Raw genomic sequence first — 25,415 nt, 5'->3', positions numbered from 1 at the left:
AAGTCGCACACTGGAATTGGGCTGATGTCTTGCTTAACTAGCGCAAAAAACGCCAAGTCGACAGCAGGGATCATTCTCCCATGCTGGCGATTGACGTTTCTAAAACATACCATGCTTCTAATCGTTAGTCATCATTCGATTCAGTAGAGCTCGTTGGTGTGTCTGTTGTCGATTCTGAACTTGTCGTAGAACTGCTGCTTGATTCTTCTGGTTCTGGTCCTTTTGAAACTGTGACTGTCACTGTTGAGCCGACAGCAACTGACGTCCCTGCACCTGGTGAAACACTTGTCACTTGACCAGCTGGGGTATCACTGTAATCAGACGCTTCTTCAATGTCAAAGAGTAATCCTGCTTCATTTAGGTCTGCTTCAGCATCCGCTTGTGATTTGCCGACGATCCGTGGCACATTGACCATTTCTTGTCCGCTGCTGATCGTCAAAGTGATCGTCGTTCTAGAGGCAAATACTTCGCCGCCTGATTCAGGGGCTTGGGCGATCACAGTGCCTGATGGCTGATCACTGGTGGCATAGACAATCGAAATCTGACTTGAGGCAACACCTTTAGAGGTTAGATCCGCTTTTGCAGCTGCTTCAGTCATCCCGTAATAGTTGTCCATTTCAAAAGAAGCAGGACCACTGCTGACAACGAAGCTGACTGTATCTTCTTTCGGCGATACTTCTTCGTCTTCTGCTGGGGATTGGCTAATGATATCCCCTTCCTCTACATCATCATCTGACTTGGTTTCTGTATTGATCTGATCTTCAGAGAAGCCTAGTTTGATCAATTCTTCTTTGACATCTTCAAAGGTTTGGCCAGTATAGTCTTTGAACGCAATCTTCTCCGTGCCGCTGCTGATATACAGGGTCACCGTCGCATTTCTTTTGACTTCATTGCCGGCTGGAGGATCGGTTTTGACCACTTGTCCTGCCTCGATCTCATCGTCAGCGATTTCTTCAACTTCCTCAGCAACTTGTAAGCCCGCATCCGTCAGGGTTGTTCGAGCAGTGGCCTCGGTATCGCCGCTGACATCTGGGATCGCGACATCTCCTCGACCACCGCCAAATAAGAAATAACCGCCGATCCCAAGCATCGCTGCAAACACTAGAATCGGAAAAATCAACCACCATTTCTTTTTCTTCTTAGGTTTGTCCTTGGTTTCTTCCTCAGGCACCTCGACTGGTTCTGTTTCCGCAGGTGCCACGATCGCTGCTTCCTCGATTGGCGTGATCACCCGCGTTTCATCCAACAAAGCATGCGGCGTCCATTTAGGCTCATTCAAACGGTCTGGTGACAAAACAGTAGCCAAATCTTCTCGCATTTCGTCTGCCGTTTTGTAGCGATCGGCTTGTTCTTTGGCAGTGGCTTTCAATACGATGTTTTCAATCGATTGTGGGACATTTTTATCATAGATGCGAATCGATGGGATATCATCTTGGAAATGCTTCAATGCAATGGTGACGGCTGACTCACCGTCGAAAGGTACTTTGCCCGTCAACATTTCATATAGAATGATCCCGATGGCGTAGATATCCGATTGATTGGTCGCCATGCTGCCCCGGGCTTGCTCTGGTGACAAGTAATGGACTGAACCTAACATCGAATTGGTTTGCGTGATCGATGTCTCCGATAATGCGATCGCAATCCCAAAATCGGTGATTTTCACGACACCTTCTTCATTGATCAAAATATTTTGCGGTTTCAAATCTCTGTGAATGATTCGGTGCTGATGGGCTAAGGCTACTGCCGACAATACTTGTTGCACGATATCGACCACTTGCAAGTAAGGAACTGGATAATGCGTTTGGATGTATCGTTTCAGATCCATGCCTTTGACGTATTCCATGACCAAAAATTGCATCCCATCTTCTTCACCTACATCATAGACCGTCACGATATTGGGATGAACCAATTCGGTAGCTGCCAATGCTTCACGCTGAAAACGACGGATCGCACTTTGATCATTTTGGAAATCAAAGCGCAAGACTTTGATGGCAACTTCACGGTCTAAAATCAGATCGTGGGCCAAAAAGACGTTGGCCATGCCGCCACTGCCGATATTGCCGATGATTTTGTAACGGCCGTTGATTTTCTTGCCAATTTCTATCATAGGCCTTCTCCTCCGACTTTGATCAGCAGTACAGTGATATTGTCTACGCCGCCTCTAGCGTTGGCTTGGTCGATCAGTTGTTGGACAGTGGTTTCTAACGCTGGCGTTCCTTCGATCGTCGCAGCGATTTCTTGATCAGACACCATATTGGTCAATCCATCTGAACAAACCAATAAATAGTCTTGTGCACCAAAGTAATGGATTGCCACATCCACTTCTACTTCACTGGGCATCCCCACAGAGCGGGTCAACACATTTTTCCTTGGATGATTCAAGGCCATTTCAGCAGTGATTTGTCCCGATTTGACCAATTCATTGACCAATGAATGATCTTCCGTGATTTGTGTCAATGTATGATTACGCAACAAATACGCACGGCTGTCGCCTACATTGGCGATCGTAAATTGATCGCCAAAAAGCGCCACGGCAATGATCGTTGTACCCATACCATTGAGTTCTTCTTGCGTTTGGCCTTTTTGGTAAATGGCTTGGCTTTCTTGCTGAATCTTTTGGATCAGCCATTGGGCCGTTTTTTCACTATCGGTCAGTGTCGTTTGTTCCCAAGCGGTGCCGATCTCACTAACTGCTTGTCGACTGGCTACATCGCCGGCACGATGGCCGCCCATGCCATCTGCAAGCAATGCCAATGTGATATTGGCTTTATTGACATAGGTTGCTGCAAAGTCTTGGTTCGTATTACGCCGTTTGCCGACATCTGATTGAAAACGTATCTCCAATTTCTTTCACCTCATTACTTTTTGCGCAGACAACTGATAAAAAAGCCATCTGTCATAAAATCTTGCGGATAAATCGTTAATAAGCCGTCTTTGATCGATGTTGCCACCAAAGGATCAACTGCGATATCATACAACTCAAATTCTGGGTGATCGGCCAAAAAGGCAGCCACAACTTGTTGATTTTCTTCTGCAAGAATCGTACATGTGCTGTACACCATTATACCCGATTTCTTCAGTGTTGGGGCAACACTTTCCAAAATTGCCCGTTGAATGACTGGCAACCGCGCGAAATCAGCGGCTGTTTTGTTGTACTTGATGTCTGGCTTGCGGCGCATCAGGCCTAAACCGGAGCAAGGCGCATCTACCAAGATTCGGTCAAAAGATTCTGCAGGAAATGTATCCGCGACCTTACGCGCATCTAAGACCATCGCTTCAACGACAGAGGATACGTCCAAGCGGGTCGCATTTTCCTGGATCAATTTCACTTTATGCTCATGGATATCCAATGCCGTCACTTTACCACCGGCTTCTGCGGATAAGAAAGAAGCAATGTGGGTGGTCTTGCCCCCAGGTGCCGCACAAGCGTCCAACACCTTATGATCGGGTGCAATCTGTAATGCCGGTGCCACCAGCATAGAACTTTCGTCTTGAATCGTCAGCATACCCGATCGGTACAAGGAGGAACCAGCCAAAAAGCCTTTATCGGCGATAATGCCATAAGGCGAGATTTCACTAGGTCTGGCATCGATACCTTCTTCTTGTAATTGTGCGATCGCCGCCTCTTGAGAGATACGCGCTAAGTCAATCCGACCGCTGGCGTGATTCGGGTCGAATAATGAATACCCTAGCTCTCGTGTTTCTTCCATACCGATTTGATCCACCAATTGTTCTGTCAGCCACTTGGGCATACTGATCTCCGTGGCCAAGCGTTTGAGCGGTTTTTTGAGCACTTTAACGGCTGGTACACCTTTTCTTTGGACATTGCGCAAGACGCCATTCACGAACTTGCCTGTACCTGGATTGCCTTTGGCTTTCGCGATATCTACTGCTTCATGAATAATCGCATGGTCCGGTACTTTATCTAGATACAATAATTGATATAGCGACAAACGCAACAAAGATTTGACCCATGTTTCAACTTTTTTGGCATCCTTGATAAAATGTTCTAAATAAAAATCAAGCAAGATTTGTCGGCTGACTGTACCATAGACCAATTCTGTCAATAAGCGGCCATCTTTGCTGTTTAAGCGCCCCTGGCTGATCAACTCTCGCAATAAGAGATTGGAATAAGCCCCGCCTTTTTCGATCCTAAGCAGTGCATCCAGTGCTACATATCGAACGGTATATTGAATATCTCCTACATCACGCTTCATATGCACCGACCTTTTGTCCAACCTGAACCTGTTGTCCACTACCATTTAAAAAAGCAGCAATGTCTTGTTGGCCTTTGCCTGCCGGTTGCAATGAATCGATTGCTAAAACGGTTCCTGATCCGCAAGCGATCAATAGTTCTTTTTTGCTGCGTTCAATGATCGTACCCGGCGCAGCAGTTGTCGTTTGCGCTACTGATGACACTGACCAAATTTTCCAACGTTGGTCTTGATACATTGTGAATGCGATAGGCCATGGCCGCATGCCTCTAACTTGTGCATCAATTTGCTGGGCTGTTTTGCGCCAATCGATTGCTTCTTGTTCTCGGCTGATATTTGGCGAGTAGGTCACCAAATCTTCATCTTGAGGCACAGGTGTCAATTCCCCCGATAAAATGTTTGGCAAAGTTTGCAGCAATAGCGTTTTACCTAGTGCGCTTAGTTTGTCAAACATCGTACCCACATCATCTTGAGGGGTGATTGGTAACCGTTCTTGGGCAAAAATGCCGCCAGCATCCATCTTTTTGATCATTTCCATGATGGTGACGCCAGTTTCTTGATCACCTGCCATGATGGCATAATGAACGGGCGCACCGCCGCGATATTTCGGCAACAATGATGCATGGACATTCAGCGCACCATGTGTAGGCACTGCCAACAAGCTGCTAGGCAGAAATTGGCCAAAAGCTGCCGTGATCAATAAATCAGGCGCCAGCGTCTTGATTTGTTCCATTTCTGGAGAACCGCTGATTTTTTCTGGTTGCAAAACAAGTAACCCGTGTTTCAAAGCAGCTTCTTTGACTGGTGTCGGTGTGATGATTCTTTTACGGCCGACGGGTCGGTCTGGTTGTGTCACAACTGCAGCGATGTCGTAGCCTTCTTCTAGCAAGCCTTCCAGGATCGGCACTGAAAAAGCCGGTGTCCCCATAAAGACGATTTTAGTCATGGTCATGTTCCTCCATATATTTTTCTAGGTCTTCTTCTGGAATACGTTCGATCAGTTTATCGGTAAATAAGACCCCGTTCAAATGATCGATTTCATGCTGCATGGCACGCGCCAAATAGCCAAAAGCCTCCACTTCCATTTCTTCTCCTTCACGGTCATAGTACCGGACAGTGATCTCATCCGCCCGTTTGACCGTACCGAATGTGTGGGGAATGCTTAAGCAGCCTTCAACATCTAGCGTTTCGCCTTTGGCTTCGATGATTTCAGGATTGATCAGTTCAAACCGATCGTCTTCGTCTACTTCAACGATAGCCACTTGCAGATTTTTGCCAACTTGCGGTGCAGCGATGCCAATGCCGTCATGGGCGACCATCGTCTCATAAAGATCATCTAACAACTGGACCAGCTCATCTGTGATCACGGATACAGGTTTGGCTTTACGACGAAGACGTTCGTCGGGATTTAATATAATTGGATAACGCATAATTTCTCCTCTAAATAAAATTCAACGGCTCTTGGTCAATCGACACATATAGGCCTTTGCGCTGATCGATTTGACTTTGATCCAACAGACGGGTCAACATTGCTGGTAATTGCGGTTCTTGTTTATATTTGATGATCAGTTGATAATAATAACGGTTTTTGATCCGCAAAATCGCACTAGGTGCCGGACCCAATAAGACACTTTGCGGAGAAAGCTCTTGTTTGAGGTCGCGGGCGATGGCAAACATTTTCTGGGCCGCCACCTGTTCTTCAGGATGGCTGCACGTAATTTTAACGGTATAAAAGTAAGGCGGATAGCCGCTTTGATGGCGGACCCACATTTCTTTTTGATAAAAGTCTTCATAATCCTGCGTTTGTGCCAATTGGATCGCATAGTGTTCTGGGTTGAAAGTCTGGATCACTACTTCACCGGTTTTTTCAGCTCGTCCTGCCCGACCACTAACCTGCGTCAGCAATTGAAATGTTCGCTCGCTGGAGCGAAAATCTGGCAAGTTCAATGCTGTGTCAGCATTGAGGACGCCTACCAAAGTAATATCGGGAAAATCCAAACCTTTGGCAATCATTTGGGTACCCAGTAAAATATCCGCTTTCTTTTCGCCAAAGGCCGTTAAAATCTTCTCATGTGCGCCTTTCTTACGCGTGGTATCGACATCCATCCGCAGCACGCGCGCCTCTGGGAATAATTCATGCAGTTCTTCTTCCACTTTTTGGGTACCCGTTCCATAATAACGGATCTTGTCGGCTTGACAGTTGGGGCAACGATGCGGAATGTGTTCTTCATGGCCGCAGTAGTGGCAGCGCATCGTTTTTGTATCCATATGCAAGGTCAAAGAAATATCGCAATTGGGACAGGGTAAAACATAGCCGCAGTCGCGACACATCACGAAGGAAGAATAGCCTCTGCGGTTCAACAACAAGACGATTTGTTCTTTACGCGCCAAACGATCAACGATTTTTTCCTGGAGCAGTTTTGAAAAGGTTTGGTATTGTTTTTGCGCAAACTCAGTCCGCATATCTACGACATCGATTGTCGGCAGTTGGGCATTGGCTTTTGCCCGTTGGTTCAAGCGCAATAGCTGATAGACATTTTTTTGTGCCCGGGCCCGCGATTCCAGTGAAGGCGTTGCACTGCCTAGCACAACAGGGCAATGGTGATAAGAGCCACGCCAAATGGCTAAATCTCGTGCATGGTAACGGGGGGCTTCTTCTTGTTTGTATGTCGCTTCATGTTCTTCATCAACGATGATCACCCCAATATTTTTCAACGGAGCAAAAATAGCTGATCGGGCACCAACCACGACTTGCGCTTCACCTCGTTCGATCTTGCGCCACTCATCATACTTTTCGCCTTGCGACAAGCCACTGTGCAAGACCGCGACGGCATTGCCTAGACGGCTCTTGAAGCGTTCCACCATCTGAGGTGTCAATGCAATTTCAGGTACGAGCATGATCGCTGTTTTGCCTTGTTCCAGCAACTGAGCAATCGTTTGGAGATAGACTTCAGTTTTACCGCTGCCAGTGATGCCCTCCAATAAAAAGGTTTGGGCTTGCTTGTTTTGCACGGCTGCTGTGATAGCCGTCACTGCTTTTATTTGATCGGTATTTAATTCAAGTGGGCTGGTTTTTTGAAAGTCATGGTCCTTGAAAGGATCTCGGTAGGCTTCCACTTCTTTGAAGGTCAACCACCCTTCTGCTTCCCCTTGATTCAAGACAGCAGAAGAAATGCCATTTTCGGTAAAAAAGGAAACCGGCAAATAGGCTTCCTGTGACAAAATGTGTAAGAGCGCTGCTTTTCGGGTCGACCCTTTACGCAACTGATCCACGATATCAGGAATCACTGCCGGATCGATTTGTCGTTGCACGTAGCGGATCATTTTGGCTTTGTTCTTATTTTTGACTAAGTACTGTACTTCTACTACGGCAGCTGACCGTAATGGTTTTAAACGCGGCAGCAAACCAGCTGCTTCAGCATCTTGCCAGCTTAGTACCCCGTTTTCTGGAAAATAACTGCGAATCTGGTGGCTGTCATCTAACAAAACGATTTGTTTTTGGTATTCGGCCTTCATCACACTCGGCAACATCGTTTGCAAGCAAGTGATTTTGAAGGCGAATGTGGTTTGCTTCATATAATCAGCGAGTTGGAGCAGCTCATCATTGACTACTGGCGAAAGATCCAACAACCGCGTGATTGGTTTCAATGGCTGGTCAATCTTTGCTATCTGTGACAATCCAACGACGAAGCCTTGGATGTGGCGATCGCCTTGGCCAAAGGGGACTTCCACACGCATCCCAGTTTCGATGACAGCTTGTAATTCAGTTGGTACTTCATATGTAAACGGCTGGTCGGTCTGCATCGTGGGGACATCCACGATGACTTCTGCTATGTGCGTCATCTCTGCTCCTCCTTTAGGCTCTATTTTACTAAATAGCTGTCTGTTTGTCTGTATCCCTTACAAAAATTTAACGATCGGCAAACCAAATAAAAAGCCGGAACACAGGCGTGCTCCAGCTGTTTTGTTTAAAGCTTTTGTTCGTCACGAATGCGCGCTTCTAATTCTTTTTGTTCTTGGTCTTTTAGCGCTTTACGTTCTTCTTGCTCCATTTTCAAACGGGCACGTTTGATTTCTGGATGCGGATCGTTTACGACCATTTCTGCCTCGATTTCTTCTAATGCTTGGCCAACACTTTTGACTGAGTCAAAAGATTCCAATGTTGCTTGGGCACCGGCATCTAGCTCATGGGCACGTTTGCTGGCTAGGATCACCAATGAATATTTTGAATTGACACGATCCAATAATGAATCGATTGAAGGTTTTAACATCATTTTTCTTACAGCTCCTCTAACATTTTGATATAGGTTCCGATCACTCGGTCGACGCGAAAATGTTCACTAGAAATGATCTCGCGGATCCGATCGACTGCCTTGGGGACTTCATCATTCACAACAGCATAATCATATAATGCCATCATTTCGATTTCTTCGCGGGCCACCCGCATGCGTTCATCGATCACTTCGGCAGAGTCGGTCCCTCTTCCTGTAATACGAGAGCGTAATTCGGCCAGATCAGGCGGCGTCAAGAAAATAAAGACTCCGTCGGGTACGTTGTCTTTGACTTGTTTAGCCCCTTGTACTTCTATCTCCAAGAAAACATCTTTTCCTTGGTCTAAGGTCTGTCTGACATAAGACAATGGTGTGCCATAATAATTGCCGACATATTCGGCATACTCCAACATTTCGCCGGCCTCGATCAAGGCTTCAAACTCCTCGCGACTGCGGAAATAATAATCTACACCTTCGACTTCTCCTGGGCGTTGTTGGCGTGTTGTCATTGACACCGAATATTGAAAATCGTTGTCATCACGTTCAAAAATCGCCTTTCTAACGGTGCCTTTGCCTACTCCAGAAGGCCCTGATAAAACTATAAGTAATCCTCGCTCTGACATAATGACGTCCTTTCACTGACATTTGCTTAACGTCTATTTTGCACTTTTTTTCAGCAACTTTCAAGAACTACTTTATTATAATGGGAATTTTATGAAATAGCTAGTCCCTAGTCTGCGGGATTCTCATCAAAAGCCCATATTGCTCAAGGTATTGATGACACCTGCCAATTCATCCTTTGCGGTGATGGCTTTTTCAGTTGGATCTGATACTTCTTGGCAATCAATACGCACGATATAGCGTCGGTTCAACGAAACGGCATCTCCATTGACTAGAATATGCAAAAAATCGGGTTCGATGGCTGCACAAGCATCTTGCCATGCATCGAAATTTGTTTTGTCCGAAGGGACACTCCGTTTGATGATACTTTTGCCGCTTAATTCATGAAAAGTGATATCGTAATATGTCATTGATGCTTCCTCCTACTCAATATTTTGGATTTGTTCGCGGATTTTTTCTAGGATCGTCTTCATTTGAACGACGTGATTTTTGATGGTGATCGCGCCTGATTTCGAGCCGATCGTATTGACTTCGCGATTCATTTCCTGGATCAAAAAATCCAACTCCCGACCGACCGGCGTTTCAGTGGCCAATAAACTGGTCATTGTTGTCAAGTGGATGCCTAGACGATCGATTTCTTCGTGGATGTCGCCACGCTCCAATAGCAAGGCTAGCTCTGTCAGCAAGCGATCTTGATCGACAGTTTCCCCAAGATAAGCGGTCAATTTTTTCTCAAAACGGGCTTGGTAATCCGCCTCATAGACAGCGACAAATTGCGCCAACTCCGCCAGTTTGTCTTGCAGTTGCTGCTGATTCTCTTGCAACACTTGCAAAATGCCAGCACCCTCTGCTTGGCGACTACTCTCGATAGCGGCTAACGCGTCCGTCAACGCAGCCAAGACCCCTGATGTGAGCTGATTTTCCTCTGGTTCATTGTCCGATACAGACAAAAAAGCGTCATTGGTCAAAAAGCGCTCCAATAATTGTTCCCTAGGCAAATCAGTGAGGCCAAAACGTTGCTTTGCTTCTGTTTCTACTTCTTCCATAAATGCCGACAATAGATCCCATTGAATATTGATTTGTTTCTGCTGCGCTGCGGTCTCTTTTATCGTGACATACAGTTCGATGCGCCCGCGTTGCAGGGTCTGCTTGATTTGTTGTCTGATCGTGCTCTCGATGGTATTCAATTGCTTAGGCATGCGTAATTGTAAATCAAAAAAGCGCTGATTGACACTTTTGATCTCTACTTCGATTTGACCAGCTGGTGTATCCGCACTGCCCTTGCCAAAACCTGTCATACTTTTCATCTGTTGACGTCCTTTCTTGGTCGTACCTGACTTGGCGGTTGGCGACTACATTGACGCCAATGCCTTTTTCAACCCTTCAAATTCCTCATTGGACAATGTGATGCCTTTGCCCATTTTTTCATGATCAGGTGCCCAATCTCGCAAGTCAAACTTCGGCGGCCGGCCGCTCCAACTGACCAAGTTCAATTCTTTGCGCCATCCTTTCGGGTTTTCTGACAAAACGGCAATCTCTTCAACGATTTCATAAGAAAATTTCTCCATCTCTATCTCCTTTCAAAAGATAATAACTATAAGCAGCAAGCGTCGCAAGCAGAAGATATCGCCGGCGGATTTGCTGCAATGCAGGTGTGGATAAGGCTTGTGTTCGATAAAAGAACAAAAAACGATTTTGCTCCGATAAAAGGTAAAAACGGTCTTTATAAAAGGTCAGCCACTCACTGATGGACCACGCTTCGCTACCGCCATTGGCTTCTTGCGCAATTTTTTTGGCAATGCCTTGGGTCATCGTTACTGGTTCATAAATGACTGTTGGCGGCAAATGTAACGTCTTGGCGCTGCACTCCAACAAGATCCGTCCCCACTCGGCCACTGGGATATCCCCTTGATAAAATTTACGCAGTTTTTTTAAGAAATCAGTTTTTTTGATTTCTTCGTATAGATACGCGTGCTCTTGCTTCAACCAACGCAAACACTGTCGCCATGGACGCTGGAACTGGGCATCTTTCTCAAAAGTATACCAATAGCCTTGGTACTTGCCAAAGGTTTTCAACGTTTCCAAATAGCCCAAGGTCATATTGTCTAAAGACCTTTGGGCATCAAAGATCAAGAAGCTGCCCATCGTCCACGGGGAACCGAGAGAAATTTGCGCGATATTTTCCGACACATTGATTTTTTTATTGACGCCGGGTCCTTGGACATCCACGGTGATACATTCTGTTGCGCCTTGTGCAATGGCTACATCGATCGGCAGATTATTGCGGTAGCCGCCATCGATATAATAAGTGCCATTGATTTGCTGGGCTTGCATCGCCGGGTAGAAAGATGCTGAAGCCAACAGCCATTGCAAGTTCTCTGCCGTATCTGCAGGATCAAAGGTATAAATCGTTTCTTTGAAATCAGGCAGTCGCGTGGTACAAATCAGCAGTTGCCTCGTCGTTTGCGCAAATTTTTCTGGATCAAATACGGAAGCCAATAAAGCGGCCAACGGTGCCGTACTTGCGCCATTGGTCCTCAATGCGGTCGTCACTAAGGAATGGGTCTGGTCCATCATTTCTCGCAGCGTCTGCGCCTTGGCTTCTGCTAACGGATACTGCAAGACTTTGGCGCTTGAAATATTGGCCCACAAGTCCACGGCCGCTTCGACATCATTCATTAAAATCAACGCGCCATTCAACGCCCCCACCGAGGTACCAGTGATCCACTTGAAATTGATGCCGCGCTCTTGCAGCGCTTGCCAGACCCCTATTTGATATGCGCCATGAGCCCCGCCGCCACCTAAAACCAAGGCTGTATTATAAACCAATGTTTTTTGAAAGCCGGCTGCCACCTTTTGATAGCCTTGCTGGGTGAAAAACTCCGACAATAGCGGATGGTCAGGCAATCGCCAACAGACACTTGCGGCAAATCGACTGCGGGCAAAACTTTCGACAACCCCCGTGTATTTTTGCCAGGAAAACTGCGTATCGGCTTCATGCAACAAATCATAAATGATCATTTGATTTTCTTCAAGACGGTAACTGAGGTACAAACGGCCTTGACGTGTGTTGATCTGCCAGCCTTGCTCTTCTATGTGCTGGCCAAAATACGCCCTGCCTGCAGAATGACTGTCAAAGAATGAAAAGGTCAGTTGGCTTTCTTGAAACGCCTTGCGTTGCAAAACGAAATCGACGGTCGTTACTTTTTTGGCTTTCATCAAAAACCTCCTTAAAGAACAAAAGAATAGCCGAATGACACGGCTGTTGACCTACCACTCGCTATTCTTCACGTTAAAATGTTCGTTGTGCCATATTAAATGCAGCCAACATATCTGATGTGGCTTCAGCAACAGGTGTCACTGCTTGCAGATCCCCTTGCACGACCCGCCGAGTGATACCACCCATTTCGCCGCAGGTAATCAATGTGATCATTTTGCGTCCTTCCACTTCGTCTAAAAGATAGACATCTGTTGGCTCGACCCGCACTGTTGAAGTCGCGGTGTAGGTATAAATATTCTCCAGATCAGTGATGTAAATCGTTGCGCCGATCGCCACATCATCTAAAGGTGTAAACAACAGTTCCGGCGATTGTGCGCGGTGACTGGCTAAGGCATAATTGCCTTCACCCATTTGCTGCGTAGGGCTCAAAGTCCCTGCACCATATAATAAGGCTTCATTGGATAATCCTTTGAAAATCGGTAAGTTGATCGCCACACTTGGGATCGCTACGCCCCCGATCACAGGCAATACTTTATTGCTGAGTTGCGCTCTCAGCACTGCTTCTGAACTGGCCGGCTCCACTGCATCGAAATCAAATGTCGTGTCAGCTTCCATGTTTTTTTCGACATCGGCACGACTGATCTCACTGACCGCGTATGCATCCCCGGTCTGCTTGATAAAGAAGTTTTTGATTTGATTGTTGAATACCAGCACTAGTCCAACTAAAAGCAATAATAACAAAAAAAGATTGCTGAGCCAGCGCCTGAATCTCTTCTTTTTTTTCATCTCATATCTCTCCAATTTTTATCTCCTTTTATCATACCAAAAACCTCTTGATAGCGCCAATTTTGCTCAGTTATTTTACCAAAAGAAAAGAAATGTTTAGGCAAAGAGGGGGGTGGAGCTTAAAAATTGTTTTTTCTGTTATTTTGTAATATAACTTTAAACGAAAAGATACAAGCATTTTTCAGCGCTTTGTTGTAGAATGAACATATTACATAGGAGGGATCAACCGGCATGTCCAATACGATTTACGTACATATAGATACAACCAGCAATGCCGTCTTGACCCGTGGGCTTGCCCCCCAAGATTTCAACAAGAGCATTGTGCATCAACCCAAGAATCTGCTTTTGCTTGATCCTTCCAGCGAATTTGGTGAATTTGACGGCCACACTGGCCTCAAAGTGATTCGCGGCATCGAAAATGTGCAACTTTTCTTCCAACAATTGAACAAAGGACGCGTCACGGAAGAAATGAAATGGGTCGATTTCAATGATTTCGATATGTTGAAAGAACTCACGCCATTAGAGATTTCAGAACTGTTATATTTTGGTCATATGAAAACCCACTTGCATTCACCGTTTTTTTATAAATTGCAAAACAACTTTGTCTTTTTTGATTTGAAAGACAACCGCTCCCGTGTATATTACCGCTATTTAGACGAGTATTACCGCATTTTAGCCGATCGAATCACCCGAATCGTCTTAGAAAAAATCAACGACCGTATTTCTTTCTTCAAAAAAGCTGTTTCTGTCGAAAAATTAGACTTCAATCTACTGAAAGAACTCCGCAGTGTCATGCAAGAAGGTGTCTTATTCTGCTTGAGCCAAGATCAATTGATCGACAAAACATTCACGATCCCGATTTATCTGATGGAAGACTCCGGTTTGAAAAGCAGCCAAGTCAACAAAAGTTCCCTTGATCAAATTGCCGTGTTGCGCTACTACGCCAACCAAAAAAAATGGACACTAGATATTGATCAAGAAGATCTAGCTTTTGGCTTTATGGACAAAAAAATGTCATGACCCACACGACTCGCGGGCATGACATTTTTTATTTTATGCTTTCGGCAAAAATAATTTTGGTGCGGTTTTGGCTAATAATATCAGCACAACACTAACATATATGGTGTTGATCACTACGGACCCGCCATTAAAAATCAGTGAATAAACATAGGGGCTTTGACCTTCTGGTGCATACATTCCCCAAACAAATACCCCCGCCCAGAAATGCCAGAACCAGCGGCAAACCACGGCGATAAATCCACCAATCCCGATATACCAATAAGCGATATTGGCTTTGTTCCGCAGTGCTTGTTGGATCCGATTGGCAAACAACCCGCCAAATCCACCAAATGCAAAGGCAAAAGGATATTCAAAAATAATTTGTGGGACGCTGATGAAATTTTTCATAGCACTACCCACCAGTATGTTCAATAGCCCCCACATGAAGCCAGCTGTCACACCAGGCACAAAACCGCGGCGATAGGAATACAAGACCAAAGGAACCAATCCCAGCGAGAGATCCAACCCTGCATTGACCGATTGTACTGGAATAAAAGACAATGCCACCCCAAGCGCCGCAATCATCGTCCCTTCCGTCCATACCCGCAGATCCATTTTTTTCGTCAAAAAAACTCCTCCTTTTCGAATCATCACAATTCACAAAGGAGAAGTGTCAGACACTTCAACTCGTCACAATTCCTACGTTCGTATGACCGAAACAGGTACGAAGGGTTTAGAGTATACTCATTCTCAGCCTTTTCAGGCTCCCCTTTGTGATTAGATTCTATTTGTTTTTTTTGGACTGTAAGTCCTCTCATAGCATATCATACTTCTGTAAAAAAAGAAGCGTTATTGTTCCGATACCAATCAAATATAAAAATCCTCCAGCTGTCTCGGTCAACTGGAGGATACAACATACTTGAAGGAACACCAAGTATTAGATAGATAATTTTGATTCAAACAATGGACTTACAGGTTTGTTCTCATGGATTCGTTTGATGGCTTCGCCCATCAACGCACCAACACTGATTTCATCGATTTTTTCTGATTTGCGGTCTGATGGCAAATAAATCGAGTCAGTCACAACCAAATGTTCGATGGCAGAATCTTCGATCCGTTCCAAAGCTGGGCCTGACAATACTGGGTGTGTACATGAGGCATAGACACTTTTGGCACCGGCTTGTTTCAAAGCATTGGCCGCTAGTGTAATGGTTCCTGCCGTATCGATCATATCATCGATCAAGACACACGTTTTGCCTTCAACATGACCAATAATATTCATGACTTCAGCTACATTGGCTTTAGGCCGACGTTTGTCAATGATTGCAATGGGTGATTTAAGAAACTCAGCCAGTTTGCGCGCACGTGTCACACCACCATGGTCTGGTGAAACGACAACAACGTCATCTCCTTGGATATTGCGTTCTAAAAAGTAATTGGCAATCAATGGCGCACCCATCAAATGATCGACTGGCATATCGAAAAATCCTTGGATTTGCGATGCGTGCAAGTCAAGTGTCACCATACGGTCCGCACCGGCTTTTTCAATCATATTTGCTACAAGTTTTGCTGTGATTGGTTCTCTTGAACGTGCTTTTCGGTCTTGTCTAGCGTAGCCGTAATAAGGCATGACCACATTGATCGTCTTCGCACTTGCGCGTTTCAATGCGTCGATCATGATCAACAATTCCATTAAGTTATCATTTACAGGACTGCTGGTCGATTGGATCACATAGACATGTGAACCGCGAATACTTTCCTCGATATTCACTTGGATTTCGCCATCGCTGAATTGTTTTACGGAACACTTACCTAATTCGACACCTACTGCAGCTGCGATTTTTTCCGCTAAAGGACGATTTGAGTTCAGAGAAAAAATCTTCAATCTTGGATCAAAATAATGATTTGACATGAGAACCTCCACTTTCTTTACGTGTAACTAATAAAAAATGACGACTATTTTACTAGAATCTTCTTCCTAATAAATAGTAGTCATTTTTCGTGAATAAATCAAGTCATTTCGCTATTTCTCATTTAGATAAGGCAGTTTTTTTGCATAATCCGCTTTATTTTCTTGGCGGGCACGTGCAATCGCCATACTGTGCTTGGGCACATCTTGGGTAATCGTGGAACCTGCTGCGATCATCGTTTCTTCAGCAATCGCCAATGGTGCAACCAAATTTGAACCCGAACCGATAAAGGTGTTGTCGCCGACAGTTGTTTTAAATTTATGCTTGCCATCATAATTGACAAATACGACACCACAGCCGACATTGATATTTTTGCCTAATGTCGCATCCCCAACATAGGTTAAATGACCCACTTTGGTTCCTTCGCCGATCGTGGCATTTTTGATCTCAACAAAGTTGCCCACATGGGCGCCTTCCATGATTTCAGCTTTTGGCCGCAAGTGCGCATTAGGACCCACGTCAGCTCCTGCATGAATGATACTTTCTTCGACAACAGATGCTTTGATCGTGACATGATCCTTGATTTGACTGTCAATGATTTGCGACGAGGCTGTGATGATGCAGTCATCGCCAATCGTTGTCTGACCTTTGATCACGACCCCTGCTTCAATCAATGTATCTGAACCGATCACAACACCTTCGTCAATGTAGGTCGTTGCCGGATCGATCAACGTGACACCATTGCGCATGTGGGTTTGATTGATACGAATCCGCATCAATCGATTGGCTTCGGCCAATGCCAAGCGATCATTCACGCCTAATGATTCATTGAAATCTTCGGTTTGATACGCCGCGATAATTTTGCCTTCTTCTTTCAAGATCTCGATAATGTCCGTTAGATAATATTCCCCTTGTGCATTGTCTGTATCTAATTTTGCCAAGGCATCAAAAAGCAGTTCATTATCAAAACAGTACGTGCCTGTATTGATTTCTTTGACTAGTGCTTCCTCCGTTGTAGCATCTTTTTGCTCAACGATTTTCTCTACGATGCCGACATGATCACGCAAAATACGGCCATAACCGGTTGGATCGTCTGCTTGGGCAGTTAAAATTGTGGCTGAGGCGTTTTTGCCTTGATGGTAATCAAACAAATTGTTCAATGTTTCGGTCGTTAAAAGCGGTGTATCCCCGCTAATCACAAGTGTTGTCCCTTTTTTGCCTTTCAAAAATGTTTCAGCTTGGACAACTGCATGCCCTGTCCCTAACTGCTCAGCTTGAAGGGCGTATTGTGTGCGGTCCCCTAGTTGTTCTTTCACCATTTCTGCGCCGTGACCGACGATCGTAACGATCTCTTCAGGTGCAGTTTCAGCCACACGATTCATAATATGCTCGACCATTGGTTTCCCGCAAACTGGATGTAAGACTTTGTATAACTTTGATTTCATGCGTGTGCCTTTACCAGCTGCCAAAATAATTGCATAACGTGCTTCCACGTATTCCACTCCTATCGATTGGGACATATTCTGCCCTTTGGTTTATCCTACAATTAGTTTAGCCCAAGTGATTGTAAATTTCAATGTTTAGCGTTATTTGCACCTAGACCAATTGAAAAAACACCTTGCTTCAGATGAACATCTGCGAGCAAGGTGTTTCAATTATTCAGCTTCTTTTGTAAAATAATTTCCTGGTACAACCGAGATCGTTTTGGTTTGGGTATCAACATCTTCTACGAATAACAATGAGCTATAATCCGTGATTGCCCGCTTACCTTTGAATTTCGTTTCAGCAAATACCGTGATCCCCACGAGTTCGGCTTCGAATTCTTCGATCAAGCTCTTCATCCCGTTGACTGTGCCGCCACCTTTCATAAAGTCGTCGACCACCAACACGCGAGAACCGCGTTTTAAACTGCGTTTGGATAATTCCATCTTCTCGATCCGCTCAGAAGATCCGGAAACATAGTTTACGCTCACAGTTGAGCCTTCAGTGATTTTAGAATCCCGACGAACGATAACGAAAGGGACATTCAGATAATAAGAAACGGCTTGTGCGATGGGTACACCTTTCGTCGCCACCGTCATGACCGCATCGATTTTTTCACCAAGATACTTTGACGCAATGATTCGGCCAACTTGCCGCAACAGTTCTGGTTCCCCCAACAAATCTGAAAGATACACATAGCCGCCTGGTAGTAAACGGTCTTGTTCCGACAATCGTTCTGCCAATCCTTCTACATATGCATACGCTTCTTCCTTTGAGATTTCAGGCACAAAAAAAACACCGCCCGCTGCGCCAGGTACAGTATCTAACAGGCCAGTTCCACGCTCTTTGAAAGTCTTTTTGATAATCGAAAGATCTTCACTGATCGATGATTTTGCAGAGGCATAACGCTTCGCAAAAAAAGACAATGAAATCAGTTCATGGGGATGATTCAATAAATAGTGGGTCATGTCGATCAGACGTTCACTGCGACGTATTTTCACACCAGACAACTCCTTTAGTTTATTCGCCTTATTATAAGGCTTTTCTGAAATAAATGCGAGCATTATCTCAAAATAAGTTTAAAACGTTCGGGTTTGATTAGAATATAAAAAAAAGAAACGCTGATTCTTCGTTTCTTTTTCATAAAGCGGTTTATTTTAGTCGTTGTTTTCGTTGGAAGAGAATGATGATCCTTTTGATCAGGTTGATAAGTAAGAACAAGCCGATGAAAACTAACGTGATCGTGGCTCCTGGTGGTGTGTCTAAATAAAACGAACTCGTCAATCCCGTCATCATACCGATCATGCCAATCACGACACTGATCAAGATCACTGCATTAAAGCTTTTACCTAAACGCATACTGATGGCTGCTGGCAAGACCATGATGGCTGAGATCAATAGTGCCCCTGCGATGGGAATCATCATGGCAATGGCCACACCTGTTAAGACATTGAACAGCATCGACATCACACGAATCGGCAAACCATCCACATGGGCGGTATCTTCGTCAAATGTCAATATATACATGGGACGCTTGAACAAAAAGAATAAAGCAAAAACAATCAAGAAAAGGAAGCCTAAAATCCAGACTTGCTCTTGGGTGATCGTCACGATTGACCCAAATAAGTATGATTGGATACTTGTCGCAGAATTCCCACCACTAAGATTCATTAAGACCAGAGCAAGGGCTAACCCGCCTGACATTAAAATAGCAATCGATATTTCCGAATAGCTTCGATATAATGTCCGCAAATATTCCAGGATGATGGCTGCGATCACCACGATAAGCAAAGTGGTTAGATCCGGGTTCAAATTGAGGAAGAACCCTAAAGCCACCCCTGCCAATGAAACATGGGAAAGTGTATCTGCCATTAAAGATTGGCGACGGATCACGAGAAAGACGCCTAGCATCGGTGCGATACCTGCAATAAAAATAGCGGCTAAAAAAGCCCTTCTCATGAATTCATATGAAAGCAGCGCCATGGTGAATCCTCCTTCCGCACTAAGCGAATCTGACGGTCCGCGTATTCTTTGATATCTTCGTGGTCATGGGTGATCATCAAAATCGATTTGCCATGATCATGGGCATTGTGCCGCAATAGTTCATAAAACAAATTACGTGATTGTTCATCCATTCCCGTCGTTGGTTCATCTAAAATAAACAAATCAGGATCTGTGGCAAAAATCCGTGCCAAACTAATCCGTTGTTTTTGCCCGCCGGATAGTTCTCCAATTCGTTTGTTGCGCATCTCCCACATACCCACCGCATCCAAAGCGCGACGTACATGTTCGTGATCACGCTTGGTCAAACGTTTGAACCAGCGATCTTTAGGATAACGGCCAGATTCTACCAATTCCAAAACTGTACTTGGAAAACCCACATTGAAAGAAGCAATCTGCTGGGGAATATACGCAACACTTAATTTTTCACCTGCCACATTTTGACTAGCTACTGTGACCTGTCCTTTTGACGGTTTCAGCAAGCCTAGTGTTGCTTTGATCAGGGTGGATTTGGCTGCCCCATTTTCTCCTGTCAAGATGACGAACTCTCCATCTTCTACATAGTAAGAAATGTCTTCTAAAACTGGTTCATCATCATAATAAAAGGTTAAGTCTTTTACATCGATATAACGCACGGAGCGCCTCCTTATTTGATACTTTTTTGCAAAGCCGATAAATTGTCTTCCATTACGGATAGATAGGTCTCGCCATTGTCCATCTGTTCTTGTGTCAAGCTTTCTATTGGATTCAAGACCGCTAACTCGACGCCTGTTTCATTCGCCAACGTTTCTGCGACTTTAGACGATGCATTTTCCTCAAAATAAATCACTTTGACTTGATTTTCTTCGACGTATTCTTTCAACTCAGCCAAACGACTAGGTGTTGGCTCTTGATCTGGCGAGATCCCAGAAATCGATGCCTCAACCAAATCGTATTGTCGTGCCAAATACCCAAAAGCAGCATGTTGGGTCACGAATGTCCGTTGTGTCGCCTCTTTAAACGCCTGACTGTAAGCTTTATCTAAGGCCTCTAGTTTCTCGATATAGGCGGCGGCATTTTCCGTAAATTGGTCCTTTTGGTCAGGGTACGCTTCTGACAGCTGATCGCGAATCGTTTTTACTTCTTGGATGGCCAACACCGGATCCGTCCAGACATGCGGATCTAATTCATGGTCATGGTCTGCTTCTTCGTGGTCATGCTCTTCCTCATTTTCTGCTAAGTCAATATCTTGGGCGGCTTCAATGATCGCTGTTTGTTTTGTATCAATAGAATCTGTTACGTTTGATACCCACGTTTCTAATGCTGGACTATTATAGACAAAGGCATCAGCTTCCATGATTTTGGCCATATCTTTGGCACTTGGTTCGAAATCATGAGGTTCGGTTCCTGCTGGGATCAGCAAGGATACTTCTCCAGCATCACCGACTACTTCTTTGGTAAACTCATACATTGGATAAAAAGTTGTCACGATCGACAATCCTGCATCTTTCGCAGGATCAGCGTCATTGCTCTGGCTATTGCTGCAGGCACCTAAGAGCAAACTACAAAACAGTGCGGTTGCGGCGATGATTTTTTTCATTATTTTCTCCTTTGTTCCTTTTAAAATCGACAATCTTAATACAAAACGGACTTGTTCCGTTTTATCAAGCAAGAGATACTTTATCAAATCTTTGCAACTTCGTCAAGATAAATCGGATGTTTTCCGATTTGCTTAGGAAATCGACTGCCAAATCGGAAAACATCCGTACTTTTGTTCATATGTTGGCCACATACAAAAAACACAAGTCATCCACTTGTGTTTTTTGTCGTCTGTTATTTCAATGTCCGAACCAAATAGACTTCATCACAAAAGCCTTTTAACCCATTGTATACGCGTTGTGCCCGAGAGTATTTTTGACATAAAGCAAAGACAGTTGGACCACTGCCGGTCATCAACGCGGTATCGGCACCATATTTTAGCATGCGGTCTTTGATTTGCTGCACAATTGGATACTTAGGAATCGTGATCGCTTCTAAGCTGTTGCCCATCGCTGCCACCATCGCTGGGTAGTCTTCTGCCAAAATTGCTTCAGATAAGGCAGCAATATTCGGATGATGCAATTGGTCTAAAGCTACTTGTTGAAAGATTTTACCTGTCGACACACTCAAGCGCGGCTTCACCAGAACGACCCAACATTGCGGCATCGGTTTTAAGGGTGTGACGATTTCTCCTTTTCCGGCGATATGGGCTGTGGTGCCATATAGACAATAGGGAACATCGGTCCCCACTTCCATGCCAATCTCGATCAGTTCCTCCATGGATATGTGCAGATCCCATAAACGGACCATCCCCCGCAATGCCGCAGCACAATCGGTACTGCCACCACCTAATCCTGCTGCAACAGGAATATGCTTGGTGATTTTGATTTTGATTCCTTTGGTGATCCCGAATCGTTTTTTGATCAGACTTGCTGCTTGATAAACGTTATTGCGTTTATCTACTGGTAAGAACGCTTTATTGGTTTCGATAATGATTTTATCTTCTGCAAGTTCTTCCAATATCAGACGGTCGGCTAAATCAACGCTGGACATCACCATCTCTAACTCATGATACCCATCTGCTCTTTTGTCTACGACATCAAGACCGAGGTTGATCTTAGCGGGCGCTTTTTCAATTATCTCCATCTTCATTCATCCCATCATCTGATAGTTGTTTAGTTCTATCATAGCAGATTCTGTAAAGATAGTTGAGTGATTTCTCTTGTTTTCTTAGATGCCGACCTTTTGGTTGCCCTTTCCTGTTGTTCCTCGTAAAATAAAAGTAGCAACTGAGAACCAATCATTATATGCACAAAAGAAAGCGAGGGAACATTATGGCAAACTTGATTCCAAAAGATTTTACAGGCGGCGAAGAATTGTTGGGAAAATTAATGAATAGCTTTTGGCAAGAACGGCAAATGAATACGGATATTAAAGAATACGAAGATCAATATCTCGTAAAAGCAGACTTGCCTGGCATCAAAAAAGAAAATATCCGCGTTAGTTATGTCAACAACACCTTGACGATCTCGGCAACGCAGACGGATGAAGTGGAAGAAAAAGACGACCTGGGCCATTATTTGCGCAAAGAACGTTCCAGCAGTGCTTATCAACGGACCTTCACGATAACAGATATCGATGAAGCCTCGATCAAAGCTAAGTTTGAAGATGGCGTGCTGACTTTGACCTTGCCTAAAGCAAGTTATAAAGATGCGCCTGCCAAAAATATTCCTATTGAATAACCAAAAAACCTGCGCCGAGAGCTTGCATGCATGATGCATTGCAAACCTTTTGGCGCAGGTTTTCACTATTTACACAACTACGTTTATTTTTTTCGTCGGCGATACGCTTGTCTAGACGTGGTGGCTTCTTCTTGGCTAACCGCTTTTTTGATATATAATTTCAAGCTGTAAGGCTCATGATACGTCACCTCATTTTTGAGGAAATCGCCCCCAGTGATGAATAATCCAACTGGCTCCAACGCTTTCTCCTCTTGCCACTGAATCGTGCCAATAGCCGTCATGTCACTATAGCTGGTACCAATCTGCAAGATATAACGATCGGCTGATTGTTGTTTGATAAAGTAATAGGGATATAACGTATTCTTAGGAATCGTAAATCCATTTTTCAATGGCTGCAAACGCAATTCATCACGACTGATCAAGGTCTGCAAGTGATCGGCCAAAATCAATTGATAGTCTTCCTCGAAGTCGATTTGGGCTTTTTCGGTGTGTAAATGATCGATTTGTGTCGTGCTGACGTGCTCACTTTCGATATTGAATACTTCATCTGGCAATACTTTGACAAATACTTGGGTCACATCGCCTTTCATATTTTTATCCAAAAAATAGTAAAAGATATTCAAAATCCAGAAGTAGATCAAGAGCAAAAAACCGATACTATACAGCGTTGCTTGGACATAGTTTTGGTTAGAGAACAAACCAAAGATGATCCGTACGATATACGCCGTGGGAATGATACTCAAAACGGTATAGGCCCGATTTAAGTATTTCGGACTAATATCCAAATAGCCCAAAAATTTGTGGATGCCATTGATCATATCTAATATAAGTGTCATCTTCTCACCTACTCATCTTGATTTTCGTCTGTAACGACTTGTGGATCCACACTATTCTCTTCGCTAGAAGCTGGCGTTTGTTGATTTTCTTGACTTTCTTGTTCCGTATTCGCCTCGCTGGAAGGTGTCGTACTGTCATCCGCTGTCCCACTGCTTATTTCATCTGTCACGTTTTGATCAACCGATGAAGCTGGCTGCTCTTGTTCCATAGATTGAGAACTGCTTGTCGGCTGTGTCTGTTGTTCATCCGTTTCTTGACTCACTGAAGTTTGTGTCGACGCGGGTACTGACTGGTCAGTCGATTCACTTGTTTGGCTGCTCGTACTTGGGGCACGGTAGCTTTGAGAATTGACGACGCCCGTTGCCGTAGCGATGATCGTTGAAATCGTCAATAAAGCAATTGGTTTCAAAATTGGCGGAACTTTGCGCATAGATCTCATCCTTTTCTTTCTCTATTTGATGCACATCTGGCTTAAAGGATTGCACCGCTTATTTTCTTTATAATCGTTTCTTTCACAAGGGTCAAGGTTTCTTGGCAACAATTGGCTTGATTTAAAAAAAAGCTAAACTTGCATCCGTTTGCAACAAAAAACGACTGTCTTAGCAGTCGTTAAACGATATAGGGATAGATTTTTTCATACACGATGTGCAGTGTGTCGTGGTAATTTCTGATCAATGTGTCGATGGACAAAACTTCTTCATAGTCGATTGGCGCCGTCACTTGGATCACGACCTGTTGGTCATCAAGGTAGTAGGTACTGAACAACTCGTCGTCTGTAAGTTCTTCCAATTGATTGGTCAGTTCCTCATAGAATTTCTCAGCGATTGGCTCAGCTACCTCCATCATGATCGGTCTTAATGCCGCCTCCATATTAGGGAAAGGGTATTGTATCAATTGTTTGCCGCTTCTCGTCTGATAAACATCCTTGATCCTGAGATAGATGAGATCAAGATAATCTGACTCTTCGCCAATTGCTTCTAACTGAGTGATTGCCTCTTCTATAAGCACTGTACATAAGTGATCTACTGATTCGTGCATCCTGGCATCGGCTTTTTCAAATATTTTTTGTGGCGTGCGGCTCACCTCGCTGCCCATAAAGTGTAACGTCACTTTCTCCAAACATAAAGGATCTTCTGCTATATATAACTCGATCTCAGCCACATCAGGCACCTCTTTCTTTGATAGACGTATGTCTCGCTGCCAAACAAATCATTTGTCAGCAATGACAAACTTCGTTAGCATAAATAGTAACAGGTGGACGTCTTGTCCATCAAGTCATAAGGAGGAAATCATATGAGTAAAGTTGCAGTGATCGTCACAGATTTAGTAGAAGATATTGAATTGTCAGCACCTAAGGAAGCGTTAGAAGCTGCCGGACACGATGTCGTCGTGATCAGTAATGAAGGCACTTCTCAAGTAACCGGCAAACAAGGCGGGACCTTCGCGGTGGACACCACCATCGATGCCATTGACCCAGATCGTTTCGATGCCTTGTTGATCCCAGGCGGATTCTCTCCTGACCAACTACGAACAGATGACCGCTATGTGGACCTGACTAAAGCTTTCATCAACTCAGATCGGCCAGTTTTTGCCATTTGCCATGGCCCACAGCTGTTTATTCAAACTGGTTTAACAGATAAACTGACATTGACTGCGTATGATTCAGTACGCCCTGACTTGGCTTACGCAGGCGCGGATGTCAAAGATCAACCTGTGGTGATCGATGAGACCTATCGTGTGATCACCAGTCGGAATCCAGACGATATCCCCGCTTTCAATCAAGCAATCGTTGATGCCTTGAAATAATGTCTCCA

27 protein-coding genes and 1 riboswitch are annotated in these 25,415 nt (G+C 44.5%); of the genes, 3 read left to right on the top strand and 24 right to left on the bottom strand.

Going from position 1 to position 25,415, the window contains the following annotated elements; all coding sequences use genetic code 11:
• Positions 1–124: 124 nt before the first annotated feature.
• From pknB to AEQ18_RS02800, 13 genes are all read right to left on the bottom strand, one after another.
• The gene (gene pknB, locus AEQ18_RS02860; protein WP_054114855.1) at positions 125–2,107 is read right to left on the bottom strand and encodes a Stk1 family PASTA domain-containing Ser/Thr kinase; all 1,983 of its coding nucleotides are present in this window, start codon (positions 2,105–2,107) and stop codon (positions 125–127) included.
• A complete protein-coding gene (locus AEQ18_RS02855) occupies positions 2,104–2,844 on the bottom strand; it encodes a Stp1/IreP family PP2C-type Ser/Thr phosphatase (protein WP_054114854.1) in 741 nt (246 codons plus the stop codon). Before AEQ18_RS02855 ends, pknB begins: the two co-directional genes overlap by 4 nt.
• Before the next feature lie 14 nt (positions 2,845–2,858).
• Positions 2,859–4,217, bottom strand: coding sequence for a 16S rRNA (cytosine(967)-C(5))-methyltransferase RsmB (gene rsmB, locus AEQ18_RS02850; RefSeq protein ID WP_054114853.1), 1,359 nt, complete (start codon positions 4,215–4,217; stop codon positions 2,859–2,861).
• Positions 4,207–5,160, bottom strand: coding sequence for a methionyl-tRNA formyltransferase (gene fmt / locus AEQ18_RS02845; RefSeq protein WP_054114852.1), 954 nt, complete (start codon positions 5,158–5,160; stop codon positions 4,207–4,209). Before fmt ends, rsmB begins: the two co-directional genes overlap by 11 nt.
• Complete coding sequence (def, locus tag AEQ18_RS02840; protein ID WP_054114851.1) at positions 5,153–5,644, bottom strand: peptide deformylase; 492 nt, start codon at positions 5,642–5,644, stop codon at positions 5,153–5,155. Before def ends, fmt begins: the two co-directional genes overlap by 8 nt.
• Positions 5,645–5,654: 10 nt before the next feature.
• Entirely contained in the window at positions 5,655–8,057 is a 2,403-nt protein-coding gene (priA, locus tag AEQ18_RS02835) for a primosomal protein N' (protein WP_054114850.1), read from the bottom strand.
• A 125-nt stretch (positions 8,058–8,182) separates the two neighbouring features.
• Positions 8,183–8,488, bottom strand: a complete 306-nt coding sequence (gene rpoZ / locus AEQ18_RS02830) for a DNA-directed RNA polymerase subunit omega (RefSeq protein ID WP_054114849.1) — start codon at positions 8,486–8,488, stop codon at positions 8,183–8,185.
• Between the two features lie 5 nt (positions 8,489–8,493).
• Entirely contained in the window at positions 8,494–9,108 is a 615-nt protein-coding gene (gmk, locus tag AEQ18_RS02825; RefSeq protein ID WP_054114848.1) for a guanylate kinase, read from the bottom strand.
• 126 nt (positions 9,109–9,234) lie between these two features.
• Positions 9,235–9,516, bottom strand: a complete 282-nt coding sequence (locus AEQ18_RS02820; RefSeq protein ID WP_054114847.1) for a hypothetical protein — start codon at positions 9,514–9,516, stop codon at positions 9,235–9,237.
• A gap of 12 nt (positions 9,517–9,528) precedes the next feature.
• The gene (locus AEQ18_RS02815) at positions 9,529–10,413 is read right to left on the bottom strand and encodes a YicC/YloC family endoribonuclease (RefSeq protein WP_054114846.1); all 885 of its coding nucleotides are present in this window, start codon (positions 10,411–10,413) and stop codon (positions 9,529–9,531) included.
• Positions 10,414–10,458: 45 nt separating this feature from the next.
• Entirely contained in the window at positions 10,459–10,674 is a 216-nt protein-coding gene (locus AEQ18_RS02810; RefSeq protein WP_054114845.1) for a YdbC family protein, read from the bottom strand.
• Positions 10,655–12,325 carry a patatin-like phospholipase family protein gene (locus tag AEQ18_RS02805; protein WP_054114844.1) on the bottom strand — a complete coding sequence of 557 codons (1,671 nt, stop codon included), beginning with the start codon at positions 12,323–12,325 and terminating at the stop codon, positions 10,655–10,657. Before AEQ18_RS02805 ends, AEQ18_RS02810 begins: the two co-directional genes overlap by 20 nt.
• A gap of 73 nt (positions 12,326–12,398) precedes the next feature.
• The gene (locus tag AEQ18_RS02800) at positions 12,399–13,112 is read right to left on the bottom strand and encodes a class A sortase (protein WP_054114843.1); all 714 of its coding nucleotides are present in this window, start codon (positions 13,110–13,112) and stop codon (positions 12,399–12,401) included.
• A 231-nt stretch (positions 13,113–13,343) separates the two neighbouring features.
• Here AEQ18_RS02800 and AEQ18_RS02795 point away from each other — a divergent pair, with 231 nt between their 5' ends.
• The gene (locus AEQ18_RS02795) at positions 13,344–14,132 is read left to right on the top strand and encodes a hypothetical protein (protein WP_054114842.1); all 789 of its coding nucleotides are present in this window, start codon (positions 13,344–13,346) and stop codon (positions 14,130–14,132) included.
• 33 nt (positions 14,133–14,165) lie between these two features.
• Here the strand turns inward: AEQ18_RS02795 and thiT are convergent, their stop codons facing one another.
• From thiT to ispE, 8 genes are all read right to left on the bottom strand, one after another.
• Entirely contained in the window at positions 14,166–14,738 is a 573-nt protein-coding gene (thiT, locus tag AEQ18_RS02790) for an energy-coupled thiamine transporter ThiT (RefSeq protein WP_054114841.1), read from the bottom strand.
• Between the two features lie 52 nt (positions 14,739–14,790).
• Positions 14,791–14,892, bottom strand: a riboswitch (TPP riboswitch).
• A gap of 156 nt (positions 14,893–15,048) precedes the next feature.
• Positions 15,049–16,023 (bottom strand): ribose-phosphate diphosphokinase, encoded by a 975-nt coding sequence (locus AEQ18_RS02785; protein ID WP_054114840.1) that lies wholly within the window; start codon positions 16,021–16,023, stop codon positions 15,049–15,051.
• 111 nt (positions 16,024–16,134) lie between these two features.
• Positions 16,135–17,514 carry a bifunctional UDP-N-acetylglucosamine diphosphorylase/glucosamine-1-phosphate N-acetyltransferase GlmU gene (gene glmU / locus AEQ18_RS02780; RefSeq protein WP_054114839.1) on the bottom strand — a complete coding sequence of 460 codons (1,380 nt, stop codon included), beginning with the start codon at positions 17,512–17,514 and terminating at the stop codon, positions 16,135–16,137.
• A gap of 162 nt (positions 17,515–17,676) precedes the next feature.
• Positions 17,677–18,504, bottom strand: a complete 828-nt coding sequence (gene purR, locus AEQ18_RS02775; RefSeq protein ID WP_054114838.1) for a pur operon repressor — start codon at positions 18,502–18,504, stop codon at positions 17,677–17,679.
• Positions 18,505–18,655: 151 nt separating this feature from the next.
• Positions 18,656–19,486, bottom strand: coding sequence for a metal ABC transporter permease (locus AEQ18_RS02770; RefSeq protein WP_054114837.1), 831 nt, complete (start codon positions 19,484–19,486; stop codon positions 18,656–18,658).
• On the bottom strand, positions 19,459–20,139 hold the full coding sequence (locus AEQ18_RS02765; RefSeq protein WP_054114836.1) for a metal ABC transporter ATP-binding protein: 681 nt from the start codon (positions 20,137–20,139) through the stop codon (positions 19,459–19,461). The genes AEQ18_RS02770 and AEQ18_RS02765 overlap by 28 nt, the downstream gene beginning before the upstream one ends.
• 11 nt (positions 20,140–20,150) lie before the next feature.
• Complete coding sequence (locus tag AEQ18_RS02760) at positions 20,151–21,083, bottom strand: metal ABC transporter substrate-binding protein (RefSeq protein WP_054114835.1); 933 nt, start codon at positions 21,081–21,083, stop codon at positions 20,151–20,153.
• Positions 21,084–21,316: 233 nt separating this feature from the next.
• Positions 21,317–22,168 (bottom strand): 4-(cytidine 5'-diphospho)-2-C-methyl-D-erythritol kinase, encoded by an 852-nt coding sequence (gene ispE / locus AEQ18_RS02755; protein WP_054114834.1) that lies wholly within the window; start codon positions 22,166–22,168, stop codon positions 21,317–21,319.
• Between the two features lie 188 nt (positions 22,169–22,356).
• Between ispE and AEQ18_RS02750 the strand changes: the two genes are divergently transcribed.
• On the top strand, positions 22,357–22,764 hold the full coding sequence (locus AEQ18_RS02750; RefSeq protein ID WP_054114833.1) for an Hsp20/alpha crystallin family protein: 408 nt from the start codon (positions 22,357–22,359) through the stop codon (positions 22,762–22,764).
• Between the two features lie 83 nt (positions 22,765–22,847).
• Here the strand turns inward: AEQ18_RS02750 and AEQ18_RS02745 are convergent, their stop codons facing one another.
• From AEQ18_RS02745 to AEQ18_RS02735, 3 genes are all read right to left on the bottom strand, one after another.
• Positions 22,848–23,600 (bottom strand): DUF6681 family protein, encoded by a 753-nt coding sequence (locus AEQ18_RS02745; RefSeq protein WP_054114832.1) that lies wholly within the window; start codon positions 23,598–23,600, stop codon positions 22,848–22,850.
• 8 nt (positions 23,601–23,608) lie between these two features.
• Positions 23,609–24,031, bottom strand: a complete 423-nt coding sequence (locus tag AEQ18_RS02740; protein ID WP_054114831.1) for a hypothetical protein — start codon at positions 24,029–24,031, stop codon at positions 23,609–23,611.
• Positions 24,032–24,210: 179 nt separating this feature from the next.
• Complete coding sequence (locus AEQ18_RS02735; RefSeq protein ID WP_054114830.1) at positions 24,211–24,762, bottom strand: hypothetical protein; 552 nt, start codon at positions 24,760–24,762, stop codon at positions 24,211–24,213.
• A 132-nt stretch (positions 24,763–24,894) separates the two neighbouring features.
• Between AEQ18_RS02735 and AEQ18_RS02730 the strand changes: the two genes are divergently transcribed.
• Positions 24,895–25,407: a type 1 glutamine amidotransferase domain-containing protein gene (locus AEQ18_RS02730; protein ID WP_054114829.1), complete on the top strand. Its 513-nt coding sequence runs from the start codon at positions 24,895–24,897 to the stop codon at positions 25,405–25,407.
• Positions 25,408–25,415: the final 8 nt, after the last annotated feature.

The organism is Enterococcus sp. RIT-PI-f (assembly GCF_001297065.1).
Taxonomy (GTDB): Bacteria; Bacillota; Bacilli; order Lactobacillales; family Enterococcaceae; genus Enterococcus_D.
Note: the sequence above shows the minus strand (reverse complement) of the source record. Positions and strands in the feature narration are given on the sequence as shown.